Source organism: Saccharopolyspora spinosa NRRL 18395 (assembly GCF_000194155.1).
In the GTDB taxonomy this organism is placed as follows: Bacteria; Actinomycetota; Actinomycetes; order Mycobacteriales; family Pseudonocardiaceae; genus Saccharopolyspora; species Saccharopolyspora spinosa.
On sequence record NZ_GL877879.1, the window covers coordinates 48770 to 74191 of the forward strand.

Consider the following 25422-nt stretch of genomic DNA (forward strand, 5'->3'; position numbering starts at 1 on the left):
GAGTCCACAGTTTCAATTGAAACTGTGGACCCCCCAACCACCCCGGGTAACGGGTTTGGAACTGCTGGTAAGGGGTTTGGCACTGCTGGTAACGGGTTTGGCACTGTTGGTAAGGGGTTTGGAAGTGTTGGTAAGGGGTTTGGCTGCGCGTGCATGATGATCAACAGGCCGATCTAGGTTCGTAGACGTGCCACTGGTCGACCACGACCAACAGAGGACAGTGTTCGGCGAGTTTGTCGAACACGGCTTGCAACTTGGGTTCGCTGGTGGGCCGGGGTGCATCGTGCAGGCTCTTTCCGGTCGGGACCAGGCGCGCGGCATGGTGCTCACCCGTGCCGACGTCCAGGTCGAGGAACACGCCATACGTGCTGGTCATGCACCAGCTACTTCGCGTTGTGCGAGAGTTGGTCACCGGTCGGGCATCGACGGCTGTCACGGACAGGCATCTCTCACATACACCACCAGGGAGACAGTAGACCGGGCGGGCAGGTTGCGCCTGAAGTTCGGGTAAGGGGCTTGGAGAGGGAGTGCGACCGGGCTCATACTGCGCTGGAGATGGTCTGGCGAGTAAGGGGGTGGAGCAGCATGAACGAGCTCGCGGAGCGGGCACGCTCCTGGTTGCAGGACACTTATGGTCCGCGTGTGGTGTTGAGGGGTGAGGAGGCGATCCTCTCGACGGAGCGGGCCGCGTTCTTCGGTTGCGGCTACGTGGAATCCGACGAGCCGATGTTGGCGGCGACGATCTGCGTGCCTCGGGACGGGGCGGAGCCGTTTCCCGCGTCCAATGCCGGTCCGCTGGATGAGTCGATCAATGTGTCGGGGTCTGCGCCGGGGTCGTGGCGTTGGCGGGTCAACGCGGGTAACTGTGTGGTCGCCACGGATGCGGCGGTGAGTGGCTGGCCTGCGTCGGCGTTGCCGTGGGATCCGGCTGGTGAGGTGCCGGGTTGGTGGGATCGGATGCTGGCGTCGTATTTCCCGGATGCGGAGGTGGTGACCTGCGCGACGTGGGAGGAGGCGGCGGGGGCCATTGTGGACGGGGGTGTGGGGACCCGGGCCGTGGTGTGGTTGCGTCGTCAGCTCGGCGGGCGTGAACTGGCCGGTCACCTGTTGTATGCGGACTACGCGGATGGCGCTGTGGTCTTTCTCGACGGTCTACGGGGGACTGTCGCGGAGCAGAACGATACCGAGGTGGCTGAGCTTGTGGTGGCGCGTTTCCACCGCAGGCAGGGTGATTCGGTCGGTGGGCTGCTGCCGTGGGAGGTCGCGGCGGAGGAATACTCCGCGGCTGTGGAGAAGGCGGAGGCGTGGCTGGCGTACCGCTATGACGGTGAGGTGGGGCTTGTCTCTCCTGATCCGGCCGATGAGACCGAGCGTGGCTGGTTGTTCGCGTGTACTACCCGGAGTTTCCAGGACAGTGGTGACTGGCGTGACCAGATGCTGGATGCGGCCCTGGTGGTCCCGAAAGCGCCTGGTGAGCAGCCGTTCGGTTTGCCCAACCGTGATCCGTGGACGTGGCTGGATGACTGGAATGCCGGGAAGCCGGGGTTGATGCCGCCGCCGGAACCCGCACAGGCTGCGTGGTTCGGTCCGATGGTGGCCGAGCTGGGGCCTGTGGTCGGGGTGGGTGTTCATGAGCATTGGTTCGGGGTGTTGGAGGAGATCGCTTCTTTTCCGGTGCAGACCCAGGTGTTGGTGTGGTTGCGTAGGAGGGATGTCCGGGGTCGGGAGAGTGTCGGGCATTTGTTGGTGGCTGTGAACGATGCGGATGGTGTCCGGCTTTTTGACCCGATGGACGGGCGTGCGCAGCCGCTTATCGAGACCGCACCGTTCGAACTCCGCGTCATGCGCTTTGGCTCGTGAGTATGAATACGTGCTGTAGTTCCCCATTCACTCGCGAGCATATCCGTCGAAAGCGACGCCTTCGTGAATTCGAGTGGCGTGGTGAACTTTGCTGTTTGAAGGAGCCGTGCTTTTGTTGTGAGAGGTGTGACTTGGGTTCGGTGCCGGGCGGCTGAGGCCGCCCGGGCGGGCGAGGCTGGAGGATCTGGAGGCTCAGAAGGCAGAGTTGGAGAAGTCGCAGGAGCGGGCGTGGGATCACGTTCGGCAGGCGAAATTGGAGGAGCTGTCGGGGCGTATCGCGACGGTGCAGGCGGAGGTGGACACGCTTGCGAACCGCGAGGCGGCGTTGCCGAACTGGGATGAGCGGTACGAGCGGGCCAAGGCGCAGTTGGATGAGTGGGCCGGGATTGCGGGTCGTGATCCGTGGACGTGGCTGGATGACTGGAATGCCGGGAAGCCGGGGTTGATGCCGCCGCCGGAACCCGCACAGGCTGCGTGGTTCGGTCCGATGGTGGCCGAGCTGGGGCCTGTGGTCGGGGTGGGTGTTCATGAGCATTGGTTCGGGGTGTTGGAGGAGAGCGGTAAGGAGGGTGCCGACGGCAGCGTGCCGGGCGGGAAGCCGACTCGTGATGTCCCGGTCGTGCCAGGTTCCGGGCAGGACCGGCAGGGCACACCCGTGCCGGCACATCCCGATGGCGTAGTGGGCTTCGAGCAAGACAGGCAGGGCACCCCGCCGCCGGTGTATTCCCATGGGGTAGTGGGTTCGGGGCAGGATCGGCCGGGCGCGCCGCTGCCGGCACATTCCGATGGGGTAGTGGGTTCCGGGCAGGACCGGCAGGATCCGCCGCCGCCGGACAGAGGTGTCGGAGCAGTTCCGCGTTGTGCTGGCGCAGTGGTTGGGTGAGCACCCGGGTGACTGGCGCGGTGCTCAGACGATGCGTGCGGAACTGGCCGGTTACCTGGCCGGTGACCTTGGTGACCTTGGCGTCGAAGTGAGTGGTTTGCCTCGCTACGCGTTCGAGAATGTGAGAGCGGAAGAGGCTCGTTGGCAGGAGGGTGGTGCTGGGAATCGGGCGGCTGTTGCTGCCCCGATGGTGCGTGGGGGTGTTGTTGATTCAGCGCTGAGCGTTATTTCTAAGTTTGGGTCGGTAAAGGACGATGCTGCTGTCGACCGGTTGCTGCGGAACGAGGCACTTGAGGACACGCTTCGCAGTGATTACACCTCCACCGCCTTGGGAGCGCGGTTCAATAGAGCTAAGAATTGGGGTGCCAAAGTTCTTGGTGATGTCAAGAAGCAGCTGAGCTCCGATCTGCAAGTTTCGGTGGGGTCGCTGCGGCAGATTTTGGCGGAGGCGGAGTCCGACACTGACCAGCGGAACGAATATGAAGCCAAGATCGCGAAGTGGTTGGATCTAAAAGGGGTGCATGTCAGAACAATCCGTCGTCGGGTAGCGGAAGTAGAGGAAGCTGCCGCTGCTCTCCGGGGATTGCCGGAGCAGAGCCGGAAAGGCCCGGCACTGTTGGTCTGGGATGAGCGGTACGAGCGGGCCGAGGCGCAGCTGCATGAGTGGGCCGGGATTGCGGGTCGTGGTGCTGTGGACCGGTTGTTGGCTGATGCGGACGGGATTTTGGGGCCGCTGGCGGTGTCGGAGCAGTTCCGGAATGTGCTGGCGCACTGGTTGGGTGAGCATCCGGGTGACTGGCGCGGTGCTCAGGCGGTGCGGGGGGAACTGGCCAATTACCTGGCCGGTGACCCTGCAATCGGCGTGGCGGTGAGTGGTTTGCCGCCCGGCGCATTCGAGGCGGTGAAAGCGGAAGAGACGCGTTGGCAAGCAGACCGTGCTGGCGACCAGGCGGAGGCTGCTGCCCCGATGGTGCGCCGCGTCGATGATGACCCAGGGCTGCGCGTTATTTCTGAGGTCAGTTCGGTAAAGCGGACGTTCGCGGATGCCGGTATGGCGTTGCGGCAGTTGGCCGGCGAACAAGGTCAAGATGTCGTGGACGGTTTGTACGCCGCCGCGGACGAGGTCTTGGGGGCTCTCAAGGAGTCGCAGCCCTTCCGGGATGTGATGGCACACGAGTTGATGACGAACCCGCCGAACCCGCAGGGTGATCAGCAGTCGCGGGAGTTGCGGTCGAAACTGGTCCGTTACCTGACTGGTGACCTGAGTGGCGGTGCGGACCCGACTACTACCGACAACTTGCTTTCCGCCACGGTGACCTCGATCCCTGGAAACAAGTACTCTGAAGGACAGCAGATGCTAGGGCGGCGCGTGGCCGTTGCCCTGGCGCTTAGTGGTTTGCCGGACGAGGCTGCTGTCGACCGGCTGCTACGGAACGCGGCGCATGAGGACGCGCTTCGCGAGGATTACGTCGCCGCCGCTTTGGGGGCTCGGTTTAACAGATCTAAGGCTTGGGCTAACAAAGTTGTTGCTGAGGTCAGGGACCAGCTGATCTCCGATTTGGAAGCTGCGGTGGGGTCGCTGCGGCAGATTTTGGCGGAGGCGGAGTCCGACACTGACCAGCGGAACGAATATGAAGCCAAGATCGAGAAGTGGTTGCGTATTCATTCGGCTACGCGTGTCAAAGAGATCCGCAGCCGGGCGGCGGAAGCTGTCGCTGCTGTTCGGGAGGTGCGGGAGTGGCGCCGAAATAACGCGATACAGGAATTGTGGGAGATTTTCGACGCAGCAGACGGCGGGTTAGCGCAGTTGAAAGCTCTGCACGGTCGAGATCATGTGGGCCGTGCGTTCGCTTACGTAGACCTGCACTTCGGGGGAATGCAGGATGATCAATCGCGGTGCAGGATGATCAATCGCGGAAGGCGGTCGCGCATCGGCTGCTGACGAATGGCGGTCAGATATGGAATCGGCTGCCGTTCCTGGAGCGACTGCATCATCTGAAGGTCGCGGCATCGGCCGTGATTGCGGGCGCGGGGCCGGAGCCGGGCAGGGACTTGCTGTCGGAGTCCACTGAGGATGTATCGAGTGATGCGGAGACCGACGACACCGAGAGCGTCTCCGACGAGGCGGAACGGGCAGAGTTGCTGGAGCGGCTTGATCGCTTGAGGGGAGACGCGGAGCCGTCGGAGTCGCACCGCTCCAGTGGATTGCGGGAGTTTGGTGGTCGGAGTGCGCGGTCCGATGAGGAGTTCTTGGCTGGCGACTCGGAGTCGTCGGTGGCGGATGTGCGTGGGGAGATCGATCGGGCGAGGGAGGGGGGCTGGTCTGGTGATGACGAGTTGGCGGCGCGGCGGATTGTGCAGGGCACGCATGACGTCCGGCGGTTGGCTCGTGGGGATGCTGCCGTGTCGCTGGAGGATGTGGTGACGCTGGTCGCGGCCAAGCACCACGAACTCGGCAATGATCACCAGGACCAGGCTGTGGAGTTCTCCCAGTTGCTGGCGGAAAATCTGGGTACGCAGGGCACTGGGCCGACCATCCGGGCCGGAGCTGGACCGGCGGATCGGGTGCCGGGGTTGGAGGCGTTGCAGGGGCGGGAGCGGGAGGCGCTGCAGCAGGATAAAGGGAAGGCGCAGGCGGAGTTGGACACGATTGTGGCGGACGAGAAGGTCAGGAAGGCAAAGCAAGCGGCGAATTTCAGAGAGTGGTCGGCCCGTAAGAAGAGGAATCGGGAGGCGCGGGTTACGCAGGCGAATGCGTTGCTGGAGGAGGCCGAGGCTGGCCAGGCTTCGTTGGAGGCGTTGCCGGGGTTTGCGGAGGTTATGGCGGCGGAGGGGGCATTGCCGGGGTTTGATGCGGCTTTGCGGGAAGAGTGGGAGGCGCTGCAGCGGGATAAAGGGAAGGCGCAGGCGGAGTTGGACACGATTGTGGCGGACGATAAGCGGAGGCGCGGCCGGGACGCCGTACGCTCGCGTGAGTCTTACTGGAGGAAGAAGGCGCGGGCTGCGGAGCCATCTGATGGGGGAGTGTCTTCGTCTGCTAGTGGGTCTCCTACCGTGAGCTTGCCAGGGGCTGTGCGGGCTGAGGTTGTTAAGCCGGCTGAGGTTGTTGAGTTGGCGGGGTTGGTTGGGCGTGTTGCCAGCGGATTTCCGTCCGGATGTGCGTGCTCAGGTCGCAGCTGTGAGGAATGCGGTGCAGCAGGAAGGCTGGACCCCAAAGGAGCTGCAACGGATCGGGGCGAAGCTGGATGCGGTGCGGACGGCGGTCGAGGAGCATTTGCGGAATATTCAGTCGCCAGAGGATATTCCGGCGGGGATCATGATGTCGTCCGATTTGGACGAAGATGTTCGTGTTGTGGCGCGTGGTTTGCCGGTTGAGGATGGCCGGTTGGCGGTAGTGGTCAAGGGTGATGGACGCGGTGGAGTGCTTATCGGCGGCAAGAGTGCGGATGCCTCGCAGTTGGCTAGTTTAATTCGAGGGAGAGTGCGCGGGAATAGGTCGATCCGGCTGTATGATGCCCAGGGGGCCTCGGAAGGGTTCGCGCAGGCCCTGGATAGGGCGTTGGGCGTCGAGGTGATCTGGGCACCCGGCAATGTGTTCGGTCCGGAGGCCAATGGTTGGTACTTGGATGATCTCCTCATGATGCGTCCGGAATTCAACGTCACCTGGAATACGACTCGGAGGGACGATTCGCCACCAGGACAGTCCCCCTCTGACGGTCCCTTGCCGCCGGCTGCGTCGGAGCCTCGTGACAGTGGGATGTCTGAACAGGTGTTGGGTTCGGGCGTAGCGGAGATTCCAGCGGGGATTATGATGTCGCCGTCCGATATGGACGAGGACCTCCGTGCTGCAGCGCGTCATTTGCCGGTTGAGGATGGCCGGTTGGCGGTGGTGGTGAAAGGTGATGGGCGCGGTGGAATTCTTATCGGCGGCGAGAGTGCGAATGCCTCGCAGCTGGCTATCTTGATTCGGCGGAGCGTGTACGGGCAGCGGTCGATCCGGTTGTATGCCTGTGGGGTCTCGGAGGAGTTCGCGCAGGCGCTGGATGAGGCGTCGGGTGTTGAGGTGATCTGGACGCGGGGCATTGTGTGGTTCGGTCCGGAGACCAATGGGTTTGCCTCCACGGTTTCCGGCTGGTATTTGGATGAGCTCTTCATGTTGCGTCCTGACTTTTCGCAGGGTGCCTGGGAGACGACCCGGAGTGGTGAGTGGCCGCGAGGCCAGAGTCCTTCTGATGTTTCTTTGCCGTCGGGCTTGCCTGGGCTGAGTCCTCACTGGGTGCATCATCTGAAGCTCGCGGCACCGGAGGATCAGGCAGCGGGGCGCTCAGGGGAGTCTTCTGCGGCAGCCGAGCTGAGTGAGTTGATCGGTAACGCGAACGCTGGGCTGGACAGTATGCGCGAGCAGGGGCTGCCAGTCGACCAATTGATGGTTGAAGTGCAGTCGAGCATGGGAGCTCTTGGAGGCCATGAGGGTCTGCGGAATGTGATGGCGCACCACATTCTGAGTCATCCGGGGGATGGCGAGGGCACCGTGGAGTTGAATCGAAAACTACGTGAGTAAGTGGCGGTGCGGACCCGACTACTGCCGACAACTTGCTTTCCGCCACGGCGACTCCGATCTCTGGAGACAAGAAGTCTGAAGGACAGCAGATGCTAGTGCGGCGCGTGGCCGTTGCCCTGGCGCTTAGTGGTTTGCCGGACGATGCTGCTGTCGAACGGGTGCTGCGAATCGAGGCGCATGAGGAGGCGCTTCGCGGGAGTTACAACGCCGTCGCTTTGGGGGCTCGGTTCAACAGATCTAAGAATTGGGCTAACAAAGTTGTTGTTGAGGTCAAGGGCCAGCTGATCTCCGATTTGGAAGCTGCGGTGGGGTCGCTGCGGCAGATTTTGGCGGAGGCGGAGTCCGACACTGACCAGCGGAACGAATATGAAGCCAAGATCAGAAACTGGTTGAATATTCATTCGCAGACGAAGCTCAAAGAGATCCGCAGCCGGGCAGAGCAAGCTGTCGCTGCTGTCCAGAGATTGCGGGAGCAGCGCCGAAATAACGCGATACAGGAATTGCGGGAGATTTTCGAGGCAGCAGACGGCGGGTTAGAGCGGCTGAAAGTTCTGCACGGTCGAGATCATGTGGTGGTCCGCGAGTTCAATCTGCGCTTCGGTGGAGTGCAGGATGATCAAATGCGGGATGCGGTCGCGCATCGGCTGCTGACGAATGGCGGTCAGATATGGGATGCGCAGGCGTTCCTGGAGCGGCTGCATCAGCTGAAGGTCGCGGCATCGGCCGTGATTGCGGGCGCGGGGCCGGAGCCAGGTAGGGAGTTGCTGTCGGAGTCCGCTGAGAATGTGTCGGGTGATGCGGAGATCGACGACGCCGAGAGCGTCTTCGACGAGGCGGAACGGGCAGAGTTGCTGCAGCGGCTTTATCGTGATGGCACACGAGTTGATGACGAGCCCGCCGAAACTGCGGGATCAGCAGGTGCAGGAGTTGCGGGGGAAACTGGTCCGTTACCTGGCTGGTGACCTGAGTGGCGGTGCGGACTCGAGTTCCGCTGACAACTTGCTTTCTGCCACGGTGACCGCGGTCCCTGGAATAGACGCGGTCGCGTCTAGAGGGAGGCAGAGCTATCACCGGCGCGTGGCGATTGGCAAGGCGCTTAGTGGTTTGCGGGACGATGCTGCTGTCGAACGGTTGCTGCGAGACGAGGCACGTGCGGAGGGGCTCCTTGGGCGTTACGACACCAGGCTCGATTTGGAAGTTCGGTTCAATAGGGGGAAGACATGGGCCGCCCCAATTATTGGTGAGGTCAGGAGGAAGCTGACATCCGATTTGGAAGCTTCGGTGAATTCTCTGCGGCAGATTTTGGCGGAGGCGGAGACAACCACTGGCCTGCGGATCGAATATGAAGCCAAGATCGCGATGTGGTTGCCTATTAATCAGCATACGGGGGTCAACGAGATCCACCGCCGGGCAGGGGAAGCTGCCGCCGCTGTTCCGGTGTTGCGGGAGCAGCGCCAACTACATAATTTGACGGCTGTGCGGGACTGGGATAAGCGGTACAAGCTGGCCGAGGCGCAGTTGGATGAGTGGGCCGGGATTGCGGGTCGTGAGGTTGTGGCCGGCTTGTTGGCTGATGCGGACGGGGTTTTGGGGCCGCTGAAGGTGTCGCGGCGGTTCCGGGTTGTGCTGGCGCAGTGGTTGGGTGAGCATCCGGGTGACTGGCGCGGTGCCCAGGCGGTGCGGGGGGAACTGGCCGGTTACCTGGCGGGTGACCCTGTCATTGGCCTGGCGGTGAGTGGTTTGACTCGCGACGTGTTCGAGGCGGTGAGAGCGGAAGAGCAGCGTTGGCAGGGGGGTGGTGCTGGGAATCAGGCGGACGCTGGGGCCATTGCTGTCTCGATGGTGCGCGGGCTCGATGATGATCCAGCGCTGCGCGTTATTTCTGAGGTTAGTTCAGTAAGGCGGACGTTCGCGGATGCCGGTAGGGCGTTGCGGCAGTTGGCCGACCAGCAAGGTCAAGGTGTCGTGGACGGTTTGTACGCTGCCGCGGACGAGGTCTTGGGGTCTCTTAAGGAGTCACGGCCGTTCCGGGATGTGATGGCACACGAGTTGCTGACGAACCCGCGGGATGATCAGCAGGTGCAGGACTTGCGGTGGAAACTGGTCCGTTACCTGTCTGGTGACCTGGGTGGCGGTGCGGACTTGAGTGCCGAGGACTTGCTTTCCGCCACAGTGGCCCCGGGGCTTGGACGCAGTCTATCTGACGCAATGCAGGTGTATCGGCGGCGCGTGGCGGTTGGCAAGGCGCTTAGTGGTTTGCCGGACGATGCTGCTGTCAAACGGGTGCTGCGAAACGAGGCATTAGAAGACGCGCTTCACAGGGATTACACCACCGCCGATTTGGGAAATCGGTTCAACAGGTCTGAGGATTGGGGCCGCAAAGTTTTTGATGATCTCAAGCCGCAGCTGATCGCCGATTTGCAAGCTGCGGTGGGGTCCCTGCGGCAGATTTTGGCGGAGGCGGCGACAGACCCTGAACTGCGGAAAGAATATGAAGACAAGATCGCGAAGTGGTCGGATCTAAAAGGGGTTCGTGTCAACACGATCCGCACCCGAGCAAAGCAAGCTGTCGCTGCTGTTGGGTGGCTGCGTCGAACTAACGCGACTTGGGAATTGCGGGAGATTTTCACGGCAGCAGACGACGGGTTAGCGCAGTTGGAAGCTCTGCACGGTCGAGATCATGTGGGCCGTGCGTTCGCTTACGTAGACCTGCACTTCGGGGGAATGCAGGATGATCAATCGCGGAAGGCGGTCGCGCATCGGCTGCTGACGAATGGTGGTCAGATAGCGGATGCGCAGGCGTTCCTGCAGCGACTGCATCATCTGAAGCTCGCGGCACCGGAGGATCAGGCAGCGGGGCGCTCAGGGGAGTCTTCTGCGGCAGCCGAGCTGAGTGAGTTGATCGGTAACGCGAACGCTGGGCTGGACAGTATGCGCGAGCAGGGGCTGCCAGTCGACCAATTGATGGTTGAAGTGCAGTCGAGCATGGGAGCTCTTGGAGGCCATGAGGGTCTGCGGAATGTGATGGCGCACCACATTCTGAGTCATCCGGGGGATGGCGAGGGCACCGTGGAGTTGAATCGAAAACTACGTGAGTTGGCGGTGCGGGACTGGGATGAGCGGTACGAGCGGGCCCAGGCGCAGTTGGATGAGTGGGACCGGATTGCGGGTGGTGGTGCGGTGGCCCGGTTGTTGGCTGATGCGGACGGGATTTTGGGGCCGCTGAAGGTGTCGGAGCGGTTCCGGGTTGTGTTGGCGCAGTGGTTGGGTGAGCATCCGGGTGACTGGCGTGGTGATAAGCGGTACGAGCGGGCCGAGGCGCAGTTGGATGAGTGGGCCGGGATTGCGGGTCGTGGTGCTGTGGACCGGTTGTTGGCTGATGCGGACGGGATTTTGGGGCCGCTGGCGGTGTCCGGGCGGTTCCGGGTTGTGTTGGCGCAGTGGTTGGGTGAGCATCCGGGTGACTGGCGTGGTGCTCAGGCGGTGCGGGGGGAACTGGCCGGTTACCTGGCCGGTGACCCTGATTTCGGCGTGGCGGTGAGTGGTTTGCCGCCCGGCGCATTCGAGGAGGCGAGAGCGGAAGAGACGCGTAGGCAGGCGGATCATGGTGGGAATCAGGCGGAGGTTGTGGCCCCGATGGTGCGCGGGGTCGATGATGATCCAGCGCTGCGCGTTATTTCTGAGGTTGTTTCGGTAAGGCGGACGTTCGCGGATGCCGGTAGGGCGTTGCGGCAGTTGGCCGACCAGCAAGGTCAAGGTGTCGTGGACGGTTTGTACGCTGCCGCGGACGAGGTCTTGGGGTCTCTCAAAGAGTCGCAGCCGTTCCGGGATGTGATGGCACACGAGTTGATGACGAACCCGCGGGATGCCCAGCAGGTGCAGGACTTGCGGTCGAAACTGGTCCGTTACCTGTCTGGTGACCTGGGTGGCGGTCCGGACTTGAGTGCTGCCGAGGGCTTGCTTTCCGCCGCGATGGCCCCGTTGCCTGGAAACGCGAGATCTGAGGCAATGCGGACGTATCTGCGGCGCGTGGCGGTTGGCAAGACGCTTAGTGGTTTGCCGGACGATGTTGCTGTCAACTGGGTGCTGCGAAAGGAGGCATTTGCGGACGCACTCCGCGAGGATTACAGCAAGGAAACCTTGAGGGCTCGGTTCAACAGGGGTGCTGAATGGACTCGCAAAGTTCTTGATGATGTCAGGCAGCAGCTGCGCTCAGATTTGGTAGCTGCGGTGGGGTCGCTGCGGCAGACTTTGGCGGAGGCGGAGGCAGACACTGACCAGCGGAACAAATATGAAGCCAAGATCGCGAAGTGGTCGGAACCTGAAAACGAGCCAGCCAATACGATCCGTCGTTGGGTAGCGGAAGTAGAGGAAGCTGCCGCTGTTCTTCGGGGGGAGCGGGAGCAGAGCCAAAATGACCCGACACCGTTGCGGCGGGATCGTGCCCCGATGGTGCGCGGGGTCGATGATGAGCTAGAGCCTAGCGTTATTCATCGGATTGATTCGGTAAATCGGACGTTCGCGGATGCCGGTATGGCGTTGCGGCAGTTGGCCGGGGGGAAACTCAAGGAGTTCCGGGATGTGATGGCACACGAGTTGATGACGACCCCGCCGAACCTGCCGAACCCGCAGGGTGATCAGCAGTCGCGGGAGTTGCGGTCGAAACTGGTCCGTTACCTGGCTGGTGACCTGAGTAGCGGTGCGGACCCGAGTACTGCCGACAACTTGCTTTCCGGCTCGGCGCCCCAGGAGCCTGGAAACGAGAGATCTAAAGAACGGCAGGTGAAATGGCGGCGCATGGCGGTTGGCAAGGCGCTTAGCGGTTTGCCGGACGATCATGCTGTCGAACGGATGCTGCAGAACGCGGCACGTGAGGACGCGCTCCGCGAGGATTCCGACGCCCCCGATTGGGGAGATCAGTTCAACAGATCTCGGGAATGGGTTCGCGATGTTCTTCGTGATGTCAAGCGCCAGCTGACCTCCGATTTGAAAGATTCGGTGGAGTCTCTGCGGCAGATTATGGCGGAGGCGGGGCCGGAGACAGGCACTAACCTGTGGAACGAATATGAAAGCAAGATCAAGCAGTGGTTGGATATTAAGCCGCAGTTGCATGTCAAGACGATCCGTCGTCGGGCAGAGGAAGCTGCCGCTGCTGCTCGGGAGGTGCGGGAGCGGCGACGAAATAACGCGATGTGGGAAATGTGGAAGATTTTCGAGGCGGCAGACGACGGGTTAGGGCAGTTGGAAGCTCTGCACGGTCGAGATCATGTGGGCCGTGCGTTCGCTTACGTAGACCTGCACTTTGGGGGAGTGCAGGATGATCAATCGCGGAAGGCGGTCGCGCATCGGCTGCTGACGAATGGCGGTCAGATATGGAATCGGCTGCCGTTCCTGGAGCGACTGCATCATCTGAAGGTCGCGGCATCGGCCGTGATTGCGGGCGCGGGGCCGGAGCCGGGCAGGGACTTGCTGTCGGAGTCCACTGAGGATGTATCGAGTGATGCGGAGACCGACGACACCGAGAGCGTCTCCGACGAGGCGGAACGGGCAGAGTTGCTGGAGCGGCTTGATCGCTTGAGGGGAGACGCGGAGCCGTCGGAATCGCACCGCTCCAGTGGATTGCGGGAGTTTGGTGGTCGGAGTGCGCGGTCCGATGAGGAGTTCCTGGCTGGCGACTCGTTGGAGTCGATGGAGTCGTCGTCGGATTCGGACGTGTCGGAGTCTTGGCTTGATTTGGGCGATTCGCGCGGCAGTGTGTCGTCGTTGAAGTCGTCGGTGGCGGATGTGCGTGGGGAGATCGGTCGAGCGAGGGAGGTGGGCTGGTCTGGTGATGACGAATTGGCGGCGCGGCGGATTGTGCACGGCACGCATGACATCGAGGGGTTGGCTCGTGGGGATGCTGCCGTGTCGCTGGAGGATGTGGTGGCGCTGGTCGCGGCCAAGCACCACGAGCTCGGCGATGATCATCAGGACCAGGTTGTGGAGTTTTCCCAGTCGCTGGCGGAAAGCCTGGGTACGGAGGGCACCGGACTGACCATCCACGCCGGAGCCGAGGAGAAGAGTTTGGATGAGCGGCTTGCGGTGGTGGAGGCGTCGGTAGAGCAGCTTATCGCTCAGAAGGCGCAGAAGGCGGAGAAGGCGCAGAAGGCTCAGAAGGAGGAGCGGGAATCGCGGGTTGCGCGGTTGCGGGGGGCGCTGGAGCAGCTTCAGGCTCGGCAGGCGGCGTTGGGGGCGTTGCAGGCGTGGAAGTGGGTTCTGCAAGTGGACCCGGATGCGTTGTCGGAGACGCAGGCAGGTCTGCGGAAGGAGTGGGAGGCGCTGCCGGGGCGTATCGCGGCGGTGCAGGTGGAGTTGGCTGCTCAGGAGAGGCCGGTTGCGGAATCGTCTGCTGCCGGGAGCATGCCGGCGGCTACGCCGGCTTCGGCCGTTGAATTGGCGGGGTTGGTCGGGCGTATGGAGGAGCATTTGGCGGCATTGCCGGCGGATTTCCGTCCAGATGTGCGTGCCCAGGTCGCGGAGTTGAGGAATGCGGTGCAGCAGGAAAGCTGGACCCCGGAGGAGCTACGGCAGATCGGGCCGAAGGTGGAGGGGCTGCGGGCGGCGGTCGAGGAGTATTTGCAGAATTCTCGGTCGGAGCAGATTCAGGCGGGGAATACGGCGGTTGTTAAGCCGGCTGTGGTTGTTGAGTTGGAGGGGTTGATTGGGCGTGTGGAGGAGAGTTTGGCGGGGTTGCCGGCGGATTTCCGTCCGGATGTGCGTGCCCAGATCGCGACTGCGAGGGCGGCGGTGCAGCAGGAAAGCTGGAGCCCGGAGCAGCTTCAGCGGATGGGTTCGAAGCTGCGGGGGATGCGGGCGGCCGAGCAGTGGTTGCGTGTGGAGCCGGTGATGTTTTTGGAGGGTGATAGCTGGATGGTTGAGCGCGCGGTGAGGGGGGCGCGAGGTTTGCGGGGTGTGCAGGTGGTGGGTGCGCATGTGAGCCCGGATGAGTGGGCGGTGTTGCCGGACGGCCGATTGGAAACGCCTGAGGATTTCGCTAAGCGGGTGCGAGCGGACAAGCGTTTTGTGCCGGGCTTGCCTGTCGCGTTTTTGGGTTGTGGTGCGTTGCGACGGCCGGTGGAGGGTGGGGCCTCGTTTGCGGATCGGTTCGCGGACGCGTTGGGCGCGGAGAAGTTGTGGGTGACTGATGTCGACGTGTGGCAGACCGACGATGCTGCGATTCACGCTACGGAAACGATTGTGACGCTCGATGGTCGCGTGTTGCCGAAGTTCGTCAATGGCGAGGGAACTGGCCGTTGGTTCCTCCGTTCTTCCGACGGGGGGTTGGTCGAGCACGGTTCGGAGTTGCGGGCGGGGGTCAACGGCTCGACTGTGCGCCGTTATGCGGAGGAAGCACACCCGACCCCGGTGATCAAGTGGACGGGCACATCACGACGACGCCAGAAGTCTGCGGAAGAGAGGGCTAGGGACGCGGCAAATCTCAGGGCGAAGAGAGCCCACCGGAAGGCGGCGTTGGTTGAGCGGGTTAAGCAGCTGGAGGCGTCGCTGGAGACGGCTACGTCTAGCCAGGCTTCGTTGGCGGGGCTGCCGGAATCGGTTCTGCAGGCGGATTGGGAGGAGTTGTCGGATGCGGATGCGGCTAGGCGGAGGCAGTGGGAGTCGGTTCTGCAGGCGGATTGGGCGGACTTGTCGGATGCGGATGCGGCTAATCGGGCGCAGTGGGAGGCGCTACAGAAGAGCAAAGAGAATACGCAGACGGAGTTGAACGCGATTGCGGGCGCCAAGGAGGCCGAGAGAGTAGCCCATTTAGCAGCGCAGAACAGGTACCGGGACAGTATCGGGCGGGATAAAGAAAGGCAGATAATTCGTAACAGCAGGCGCCGTAAGCGGGCTGCGCAGTTGCGGGCGTTGTTGGAGGAGGATAAGTCCAGCCAGGCTTCGTTGGAGGCATTGCCAGAGTCGGATGCGGGTTTGTGGAGCCAGCGGAAAGGGCTGCAGAATCGTATCCAGGCGAACCAGGCGAGGTTAAGCAAGATCGAGTCGAAGCTGGAGGCTGCTCGGGTCGCTGCGGAGCGGCGGGTTGCGGCGTTGTCTGGTGAGGAAGGGTCTTCGTCTGCTGTTGGGAGTTTGGCGGGGGCTGAGTCGGCTGAGGTTGTTAAGCCGGCTGAGGTTGTTGAGTTGGCGGGGTTGGTCGGGCGTATGGAGGAGCATTTGGCGGCGTTGCCAGCGGATTTCCGTCCGGATGTGCGTGCTCAGGTCGCGGTTGCGAGGGCGGCGGTGCAGCAGGAAGGCTGGACCCCGGTGGAGTTGCAGCGGATTGGGTCGAGGTTGCGGGGGATGCGGGCGGCTGAGGAGTGGTTGCGGGACGCGCAGGGGTTGGTGTCTGGTGGGGGAGATTCTTTGTCTGCTGTTGGGAGTTTGGCGGGGGCTGAGTCGGCTGAGGTTGTTAAGCCGGCTGAGGTTGTTGAGTTGGCGGGGTTGGTCGGGCGTATGGAGGAGCATTTGGCGGCGTTGCCAGCGGATTTCCGTCCGGATGTGCGTGCTCAGGTCGCGGTTGCGAGGGCGGCGGTGCAGCAGGAAAGCTGGACCCCGGTGGAGTTGCAGCGGATTGGGTCGAGGTTGCGGGGGATGCGGGCGGCTGAGGAGTGGTTGCGGGACGCGCAGGAGTCGGTGTCTGGTGAGGGAGATTCTTCTTCTGCTGTCGGGAGTTTGGTGGGGGCTGAGTCGGCTGAGGTTGTGATGCCGGACGTTCCGTTGCCGTCGGCAGTGTCGGCGCTTCGTGACAGTGGAGTGTCTGAGCAGGCGGTGGGTTGGGACGTAGCGGAGATTCCGGCGGGGATTGCGGTGTCGCCGTCCGATTTGGGGGAGGACCTCCGTGTTGTAACGCGTGGTTTGCCGGTTGAGGATGGCGTGTTGGCGGTGGTGGTGAAAGGTGATGGACGAGGTGGAGTGCTTATCGGCGGCGAGAGTGCGGATGCCCAGCAGTTGGCTGGTTTAGTTCGGTCGGAAATGGGCGGGCAGCGGTCGATCCGGTTGTATGCCTGTGGGGTCTCGGAGGAGTTCGCGCAGGCGCTGGATGAGGCGTCGGGTGTTGAGGTGATCTGGACGCGGGGCATTGTGTGGTTCGGTCCGGAAACCACGCCGTTTGCCTCGATGGTTGGTGGTTGGCACTTGGATGAGCACTCCATGATGCGTCCTGACTATTCGCAGGGTGCCTGGGAGACGACCCGGAGTGGTGAGTGGCCGCGAGGCCAGAGTCCTTCTGATGTTTCTTTGCCGTCGGGCTTGCCTGGGCTGAGTCCTCACTGGGTGCACCTGCGGGCGGAGACGGTTTCGCAGGGTGCCTGGGAGACGACCCGGAGTGGTGAGTGGCCGCGAGGCCAGAGTCCTTCTGATGTTTCTTTGCCGTCGGGCTTGCCTGGGCTGAGTCCTCACTGGGTGCACCTGCGGGCGGAGACGGCGCGGTTCCGTGCGGAGCCGCTGGCGGATCTGGCTTTGCTGCGGGAATCCGGCCAGGCCGCGCAAGTGGCCGAAGCGCGGCGTGAGATCACGACTGCTGGTGACCAGCTCAGTCAGATCTACAGCTTGGTGGATGTGCCCGTGCCGGAGGTGCCGCCGACGACCGTGACGGCGGCTGATTCCGCTGAGACCGATGCGTTGCTCAAGGCGGTGACGGAGGAGTCCACCTCGGCCGCAGGGAGTGTGGGGCGTGCTCAGCGGCAAGCGGAGAGGTTGACGGCCGCGCAGCGAGACCTGATGGCGGCCAGGCAGTGGCAGGCCGACTTGCGTGCCGAGCTTGATGCGGCCCGGCAGGACCTGATTCAGAAACGGGCGGCTTTAGGGGGGGCCCGTGAGAAGGTGCGGCTTCTGCGGGACCAGCACGAGGACGAGGGGCCTGCGCGGGATGCGTTGCTTGCCCAGCGTGTCGATGCGGCGGCGCGGGTGGAGGTTGCTGGTGCTGAGTTCGCTGTTGTGCGGGAGCGGGTTGACGGGCTGGTTGTGGCGGATCGGGAGGCGGGTGATCGTGTCGCGGAGGTCGGTGTCCGGGTGGAGAACGAGCGTGGTGCTACTGCGGAAGCGGTGGATTCGGCTGTCAGGGCGGTGGCTGCGGCTCGGGTGGCGGCTGATCGTGCGGATGTGACGGTGCGGCAGGTTGATCTGCCGTCGTATGTGGCCGAGGGTGCGATGGGTAGTGGGAAGGTCTGGAAGGCGGGCAGGGTGGATGCGGAGGATGTTCTTGCGGCTTTGCCGGAGGGTGTGCGGGAGGCTGCGCGGGGGGTGGTTGAGGAGTTGTTCTCCGAGGCCCAGGTCGCGAGGACGTTGCGGCGTGTTGCTGATGAGGGCATTCGGTTCGAGGCCGGTTCCCGTGAGTTGCATCTGAGGTTTGAGCGTACTGCGGCGGTGCCGGTGCCTTTGGTGAAGGGGGAGGGGTTCACTGAGTGGGGTATTCGCTCGGCTGATGCGAGCCGGACGGTCGGGCAGGAAGGGGGCCCGCAGTATGTTTTGCCTGCTGTGATGCCGAATATGCTGGGTGCGGCGACTCGTGGTGTGGCTCGGAGTTGGGTGTTCAATCCTTCGGTGCGGCCGTCGTTGGGGACCAACGAGCAGCGGAATGTCGTGTCGACGACGGAGTTTTCCCGGGGGATCAACAGCCGGCCCGCTGAGCGGCAGAGTGTTCAGGTTCCGGAGCGGCATTTCGTTGTGGATGGCCGGTTCGTGATCGATGTGCGGGAGGGAGGGGATCCGCCGCGGACGTATCGGAGCGAGGTGATCAGTGATGTGGCGCTGATCCGTTTTTACGGGGAGGACACGCCGCCGGCGGTGGTGAACCCGGGTCTGGGTGGGGCGGTGTTGCCTGTTCCGGCTTCGGCGTTGCATGAGGTGTTCGTGGTGCCGCAGGCCGCGGCGGTGCGGGGGATCCGTGAGCGGGTGCTGGGTGGGTTGCCGTTGCCGAAGGCGGGTGTGGAGGTTCGTGATTCGGTGTCGCGTGAGCTGGCCGAGGACGCGGTGATCGTGAAGTTCGGGGAGATCACCGGTGGGGGTTACCGGTCGAGTCCGTTGCGGTTGCCGGGTGCGAGGCTGAACACGGTGTCGCTGGAGGTGTCCGCGGAGTTGCGGTCGGTGCGGCGGGTGGACGGTCGTGTTGTCCCGGATGTGAATCTGCGGCAGATCGCTGGTGGGGATCGGAAATCGGATTCCAGTGTGGTGCGGTCGGCGAGTGCTGAGGCGTCGGTGAGTGTGGGTCCTGGGCTGGCGACCGAACTGGACGAGCAGCGGCGTGGTCTGGGCGCGTACACGATGGTCACGCCGTTGACGGTGTCGGGTGCGGCGGAGTCGGGTGAGACGCTGACGCAGGTTCTGGGTTCCAGTGCGGGGACGAAGACCGTGGCCAGTGTCGAGGGTGATGCGGTGCTGGTGGAGGCGGTGCTGGATGTGCGGGTGGAGCGGTTTTCCACGGATCCGGAGTTGGAGGGTTCGGATACCGTGGGGGAGAAGGTGTTTTTGTGGATGCCGGTGGAGGAATTCGCTCGGCTTGAGGAGATTTCCGCGGCGTATTCGGCTTTGCGGGTCGCGGAGGAGCGGGGCGCGCGGGGGGAGGGCTTGGTGGTTCCTGCGGGGTTGCGGGAGCGTCGGGATTTCCGTGATCTGGTGGATCGGGTGGGTTCGGGTGTGAGCGGGTCGGTGGGGGAGATCGGTGCGGGGAAGCGGGATGCGGGGCGGGTTGCCGGTAGCGCGGAGCGGTTGGCGTTGTCGATCGTGGCTGATTTCGGTCAGCGTCCGGAGATCACGATTCCGGTGGGTCAGCGTCGGCAGCCGGACCTGCTGGCGGCGGGTAAGAGTACCGGTGGTGGTGTGGTGGACCGGGCGCCGGGGATCGAGCGGGTGCTTCCGGAAGTGCGGCGGATGGTGCGTGAGGTGGTGGGGGATGAGCTGAGGTCGTTGAACCATGACATGCGGTCGGTGGTGGAGACGGTGTTGTCGTCGGCGTTCGGTGCGCCGGGGTTGTTCGGGGAGTTCAGTGGGGAGTTGCGTGGTGCTAGTGAGACGGTCCGGATCGGGGACCGGTTGGTGACGATCGAGGTCAGGCCGGAGTTGGGTGCGCTGGTCGGGACCGGCAGGGTCGGGAAGACCAATGTGGATGCCACCGCGAGGAACACGATCCGGGGGGAGGTGAAGGCGAAGGCCGGTACGAAGCACCGGGTCGGTGTCGAGTCGGGTGCCACGATCGGTACCCAGCGGCAGGATTTCTGGCGGACTCTGGGTTTCCTCGCGAGTGTGTCGGCGCAGTTCTCGCATGGTTACAGCAGCACTCTCGGGCAGAGTCACAAGGTTCACCGGCGGGCGAGGTTCGTGGGGCCCGCGGTCACCTTTGACCGGCTGGTGACCTGGTCGATCTCGGTGTCGGTAAAGGACAGCATCCCGCAGCCCCAGCAGCCCCAGCCGCAGACCGGGCAGGCGGGGTCGCAGGTCGAGCAGGTGGAGTCGGAGCGGGCGGAGCCGTGGACCGAGCATGTGGAGTCGCGGGCCGGGCAGCCGGAGGCGTGGACCGGGCGGGCGGACTCGGAGACCGAGCGGGTGGACTCGGAGACCGGGCACGTGGAGCCGGGGGCCGGGTGGGTGCGGCCGTGGTATCGCCGGCTGGGTCTGTTCGGTGGGCGGGCGGACCGTTCTGGTGTGCCCGGCGGCAGTGATATCGAGCTGGACATACTGTCCGGTGATTTCCTGACCGCCGATAGTGACTCGGACACTGTCGGGAGTTTCGGGGTTGTTTCGACGATCGGTGGTGCGACGACGGCGACCGGCACGGTCGCCGGTTGGGCGCGGGTGCTGGTTCCGGAGCCGTTGGCGCCCACGACCCCGCAGGGTGATCTAAGCGGTCTCGGTGCGGTCGTCAGGGATTTCGATTATGACGATCAGGACGGTAACCCGTTTGAGGTGAACGTCGAGTTCCTGATGCCGCAGGGTGTGGCGACACCGTCGACGGTCTTGAGTGAGCCGATCGAAGCCCGGCTGCGGGGTCTTGCGGGTGCGGCACACCAGGACACCGCTGGTGAGGATTCGCTGGAAGCGCAGTTCGATGAGTTGGTGGGGCCGGGTGGGGTGCCGGTGGCCGGGGGCCGGGTGCGGTTGCGGTTGTTCGATGTGCGTCCGGTCGGGACCGCTGCGGCCAAGCTGAATCTGGAGGTGGGCGCCGAGGGCGGGTTGAAGCTGGATGGTCAGGAGATGCGGGGTAGGGGCTGGGAGGGGCGGTTGCGTGGGTCGGCGTGGATGCTGTTCGGGGGCGCGTCGAGCCGGGCGTATGTGGTTCCGTCGTTGACCGGCCGGGGAAAGTTCAGCGAGGACAGCGCAACCGCGTACGGTCTGGGGACCGCGCGCCGGCGGATCGGCAGGACGAGCGGGCCGACGCACCTGTACCGGGCGCATGGGGTGTTCGAGGTCACCAGTTACGGGGTCTCGGACGCGGTGGGGACGACGGAGCGGGTCGCGGTCAACGGGGGTGTCGAGTTCCTGCTCTCCGACGCTGTCGCGCAGCGGTTGCATACCCACCCGGTCCGGGAACCGGCAGTGGTGGGGCAGCCCCCGCGGACCCGGCATCTCGGCCTGCCCGAGGGGGTGGCGGCGAAGCCGAAACCGGTGACGGAGGTGCGTTATCCTCCGGAGTTCGTGCTTTCCGGTGCGGCGCTGGGCCCGACCATCGTCACCGAGATCTCCCACGGTCACGAGGTCGCTGGGCTGATCAAGAGCATGATTTCCGAGCATGCTCCCGGTTTCGGTTCGGGTCGCTGGCTGGAGGTCCCGACCGGGATCGCGGGGTCGGTGGAGAAACTGGCATCGGGCTCGGCGTTGGGTGCCCGGTTCGGGCATTCGGTGACGTCGGGGACGTCGTTGCTGGCGGCCCGGTCGTATCGGGGTGGCACGGAAACGATCGAGTTCGTCGTTCGTGCCCGGTACGCCCCGGATGCCCTGGCCACACCGGACAAGGAGATCAAGTCCGACACGTCGTTCCTGAACACCGAGAAATGGGGGCGGACGGTGTCCCGCTCAGGCGGCGGCGGGGGTGATGTGGGTCTGCTCGTGGCCCGTAAGTTCGCGGGTAACACGCGGCGGGCGGGCGCGCACCCGCAGGTGGGTTATGGCAGGGAATGGTCGCGTGGCCGGCGTGACACCGAAAGCGAGACGTTCAAATCGCGGGTGCTCGGGACCGACGCGGTCGCGTATTCCTATACCTGGCCGACCTGGTTCCAGGTCGAGATGTACCGGGCGTGGACCCCCAACGCGGTGCTCAACACCGTGCTGCTGACCGCGCCGAAGCGGGGGATCGAGATGTGGGCGGCGATGCGGGAGGACACCCGGGCCCCGCTCCAGCGGCGGTTCACCGGCGAGGGCACGGCGCTGTTCACCATCCCGGGGGGCCTGACCACGACCACACCGCCGGTACCACGCCCGGTGCGTATCAGCGGCCGGCTCGTGCCCGCGGGCGGCGCGAGCAACCTGGGGCCGCTGCCGCGGGATCTGCGGGGGGTGGACGTCATCCCGCTGGCACTACCCGGCAGCGAACGGTTGTTTCCCTGGCTGGCCGCGGTGCTGGCGCATCCCGCACCGCAGCCCGCCGATGACACCGACCCCGACAGTGCGCAACTGTCGCTGCGCGCGCCGGCCGGTCACGGCTGGATCCGCCCGGCGACCCTGCCCGCGCAGCTGCTGTGGCAGCTCGGCGGGGAAGAAGGCCTGACCGCGATGACACCGGAGCTGCTGCGGGACCCGGTGCTGTTCCCCGCGATGATCGAGACCGGGATGGTCTGGGACGACGAGCATGGTCTCGCGGTGCGCCTGCGGTTCGCCGAGGTCGAGTACGTCGATTCCTTCACCGCGACCGGCGAGCTGTCCCAGGAACAGAAATCCGAGCAGGAACTCACCCACTCCGACACCGGCAAGAGCACCGCGGCGCTGCTCGGGCTGGCCACGATGGACGCCGGCGCGTCCGGAGCGAACACCGATAAATACGGCAAACTCAGCGGGGACCTGCTCCTTCCCGGCGAGACCAGCACACTCGACCCCTCCGGCGGGGCGTCGGGCACCTGGTCGAACCCACGCGTGCAGATCTCCACCCGCGGCACCACCCGCGAGATCACCACCGAGAAGAAAGGCACCTACCACGTCTACCGCGCCGGGAAAGCGATCTACACACTCACCGACCGGACCGAACATCGTTTCCTTTTCTCCGCCCTGCCAGGAAAACTGTCCGAAGTCGAGGTGACCATCGACAACGGCGGGTACTTCGCTGTGGAGTCCACCCAGGCAGCCGCGAAGAACCTGCCCGGACCCCCACCCGCCCCGGCCCCACCCGCCTCGGCCCCACCCACCCACACACCCCTCCCAGCACCGGCCACGCTCCCGGAGGTCTGGACACCCCACACCGACGATGAGGACGCCGCCGCGCTGCTGCCCAGGATCTAAGGAGCGGTTGAAGGAGTGGGTTGTGCTGGCTCAACAGGTGGGAGGGGCGGAGACGGTTGAGGCAGGACTGGAGTGGGTGCATCGGCAGGGGTTTGGGGTTGATACCGGGGCTTGGGGGGAGGCGTGGCGTGGTCATGGGGTACTGGTCTCCTGATTTTGAGGATGAGGGGGATCCATTCTCGTGGGAGGGGTTTGACGGTGTTGGTGAGCGGGATGTCGCCGGCGATCTGGATCTGTTGCCGGTGGATTGGGAGAGGTTTGCCGAGTCGGAGGGTTGGTCGGAGGTCGAGGTGGCGAGGTTGCAGTTGGCTGCTGCGGAGCTGGTGAGTCCGCTGTAGGCGCGGTTGTATGAGTGGGTTGTGCGGGCTCAAGAGGAGGGAGGGGCCAGGACGGCTAAGGCAGGACTGGAATGGGTGCGTGGACAGGGGTTTGGGGTTGACACCGGGGCTTGGGGGGAGGCGTGGCGTGGTCGTGGGGTTCTGGATCACTGGTCTGCTGATCTTGAGGATGACGAGGATCCAGTCTCGTGGGAGGCGTCCGACGGTGTTGGCGAGCGGGATGTTGCTGGCGGATGCGTGGCGTGCTGCGGCTGGGAAGGGGAAGCAGGTTCAGCGGCCTGGGGTAGCTAAGGACCGGTTGAATGAGTGGGTTGTACGGGCTCAAGCGGAGGGTAGGGCCAGGACGGCTGCGGCAGGACTGAAATGGGCGCGTGGACAGGGGCTCGGGGTTAAGAGAAATGTTTGGTGGGATGCGTGGCGTGCTGAGGCTGGGAAGGAGAAGCGGGTTCGGCGGCCTGGGGTAGATAAGAAGCGGGTGTATGAGTGGGTTCTGCGGGCTCAACAGGAGGGAGGGGCCAAGACGGCTGAGGGGTCGGCTGCGGGTGATGTGGCCGCCTCTGGGCAGCAGGGTGCTGATGCGGGAACGGCGAAGCGGGTTCAGCGGCCTGCGATAGATAAGGCGCGGTTGAATGAGTGGGTTGTGCGGGCTCAAGAGGAGGGAGGGGCCAGGACGGCTGAGGCAGGACTGAAATGGTTGCATGGACAGGGGCTTGGGGTTGATACCAGGAGTTGGGGGGAGGCATGGCGTGCTGCGGCTGGGACGGAGAAGCGGGTTTGGCGGTCTGGGCTAGATAAGGCGCGGTTGTATGAGTGGGTTGTGCGGGCTCAAGAGGAGGGAGGGGCCAGGACGGCTAAGGCAGGACTGGAATGGGTGCGTGGACAGGGGTTTGGGGTTGACACCGGGGCTTGGGGAAGGGCACCGCCAACCAGGGGTCGGCTGCGGGTGGTGTGGCCGACTCTGGGCAGCAGGATGCTGATGCGGGGAAGGCGAAGTGGGTACGGCGGCCTGCGATAGATAAGGAGGCGTGGTTGAAGGAGTGGGTTGCGCGGGCTCAAAACGAGGGAGGGGCCAAGACGGCTACGGCAGGACTGAAATGGGCGCGTGGAAAAGGGTTTGGGGTTCACAATGGGGCTTGGGGGGAAGCGTGGCGTGTTGCGACTGGGAAGGGGAAGCGGGGTCAGCGGCCGGAGCGGTTGAACGAGTGGGTTGCGCGGGCTAAAGAGGAGGGAGGGGCCAGGACGGCTGCGGCCAGGACCTGAGAATGGGGTGGTGCCGGGGTCGCGATTAGGAAAACGGTTTGGTGGGATGCGTGGCGTGCTGAGTGGGTTGCGCGGGCTCAAGAGGAGGGAGGGGCCAGGACGGCTGCGGCAGGACGGAGATGGCTGCGTGGACAGGGGATTGGTGTTCACACCAAGGCTTGGGGGGAGGCGTGGCGTGCTGCGACTGGGAAGGAGAAGCAGGTTCAGCGGCCTGGGGTAGATAAGGAGCGGCTGTATGAGTGGGTTCTGCGGGCTCAACAGGAGGGAGGGGCCAAGACGCTTGAGGCAGGACTGGAATGGGTGCGTGGGCAAGGATTCGGGGTTAACAAAAATGTTTGGGGGGACGCGTGGCGTGGTCGTGGGGTTCTGGATCACTGGTCTGCTGATTTTGAGGATGACGAGGATCCATTCGTGTGGGAAAGGGGCGTTGGTGAGGGCGATGGTGGCGGCGTTCTGGGTTTGTCGCCGGTGAATGGGGCCTCGGAGCGGGAGGAGGGGGAGGTGTATCCGGGTGAGTCGCAGGCTGGGCCGTCGACGGTCCAGGCCACCGCCAACCAGGGGTCGGCTGCGGGTGATGTGGCCGCCTCTGGGCAGCAGGGTGCTGATGCGGGAACGGCGAAGCGGGTTCAGCGGCCTGCGATAGATAAGGCGCGGTTGAATGAGTGGGTTGTGCGGGCTCAAGAGGAGGGAGGGGCCAGGACGGCTGAGGCAGGACTGGAGTGGGTGCATCGGCAGGGGTTTGGGGTTGATACCGGGGCTTGGGGGGAGGCGTGGCGTGGTCATGGGGTTCTGGATCACTGGTCTCCTGATTTTGAGGATGAGGGGGATCCATTCTCGTGGGAGGGGTTTGACGGTGTTGGTGAGCGGGATGTCGCCGGCGATCTGGATCTGTTGCCGGTGGATTGGGAGAGGTTTGCCGAGTCGGAGGGTTGGTCGGAGGTCGAGGTGGCGAGGTTGCAGTTGGCTGCTGCGGAGCTGGTGAGTCCGCTGTTGTTCGCTCCGCAGTTTGTGGGTGTGAAGCCGCCGGAGCGGGTGGCGTTTGATTTGGTGGTGGATCAGGTTGC

Annotated in this window: 8 protein-coding genes and 1 pseudogene; 8 read left to right on the plus strand and 1 reads right to left on the minus strand. The window is 64.2% G+C overall.

All coding sequences use genetic code 11. The features are described 5' to 3' along the window. Positions 1 to 193: 193 nt before the first annotated feature. A pseudogene (locus tag SSPN_RS0119350) lies at positions 194 to 376 on the minus strand (IS110 family transposase); the annotation flags it as partial. 209 nt (positions 377 to 585) lie between these two features. Here SSPN_RS0119350 and SSPN_RS0119355 point away from each other — a divergent pair. The 8 genes from SSPN_RS0119355 to SSPN_RS56875 all read left to right on the plus strand — a co-directional run. Then, complete coding sequence (locus tag SSPN_RS0119355) at positions 586 to 1860, plus strand: YrhB domain-containing protein (RefSeq protein WP_010307554.1); 1275 nt, start codon at positions 586 to 588, stop codon at positions 1858 to 1860. Positions 1861 to 2065: 205 nt separating this feature from the next. Further along, on the plus strand, positions 2066 to 2743 hold the full coding sequence (locus SSPN_RS0119360; protein ID WP_010307555.1) for a hypothetical protein: 678 nt from the start codon (positions 2066 to 2068) through the stop codon (positions 2741 to 2743). Between the two features lie 31 nt (positions 2744 to 2774). Beyond that, entirely contained in the window at positions 2775 to 4685 is a 1911-nt protein-coding gene (locus SSPN_RS0119365) for a hypothetical protein (protein WP_148272005.1), read from the plus strand. Positions 4686 to 5933: 1248 nt separating this feature from the next. After that, positions 5934 to 7304: a hypothetical protein gene (locus tag SSPN_RS0119375; protein WP_158309596.1), complete on the plus strand. Its 1371-nt coding sequence runs from the start codon at positions 5934 to 5936 to the stop codon at positions 7302 to 7304. Positions 7305 to 7408: 104 nt separating this feature from the next. Further along, positions 7409 to 8266 (plus strand): hypothetical protein, encoded by an 858-nt coding sequence (locus SSPN_RS0119380; RefSeq protein ID WP_148272007.1) that lies wholly within the window; start codon positions 7409 to 7411, stop codon positions 8264 to 8266. Positions 8267 to 8585: 319 nt separating this feature from the next. Next, a complete protein-coding gene (locus SSPN_RS0119385) occupies positions 8586 to 22760 on the plus strand; it encodes a hypothetical protein (protein ID WP_148272008.1) in 14175 nt (4724 codons plus the stop codon). Between the two features lie 128 nt (positions 22761 to 22888). Next, positions 22889 to 23098, plus strand: coding sequence for a hypothetical protein (locus tag SSPN_RS0119390; protein WP_148272009.1), 210 nt, complete (start codon positions 22889 to 22891; stop codon positions 23096 to 23098). Between the two features lie 1761 nt (positions 23099 to 24859). Then, the coding region (locus SSPN_RS56875) for a hypothetical protein (RefSeq protein ID WP_158309598.1) at positions 24860 to 25422 on the plus strand (563 nt) is incomplete at its 3' end.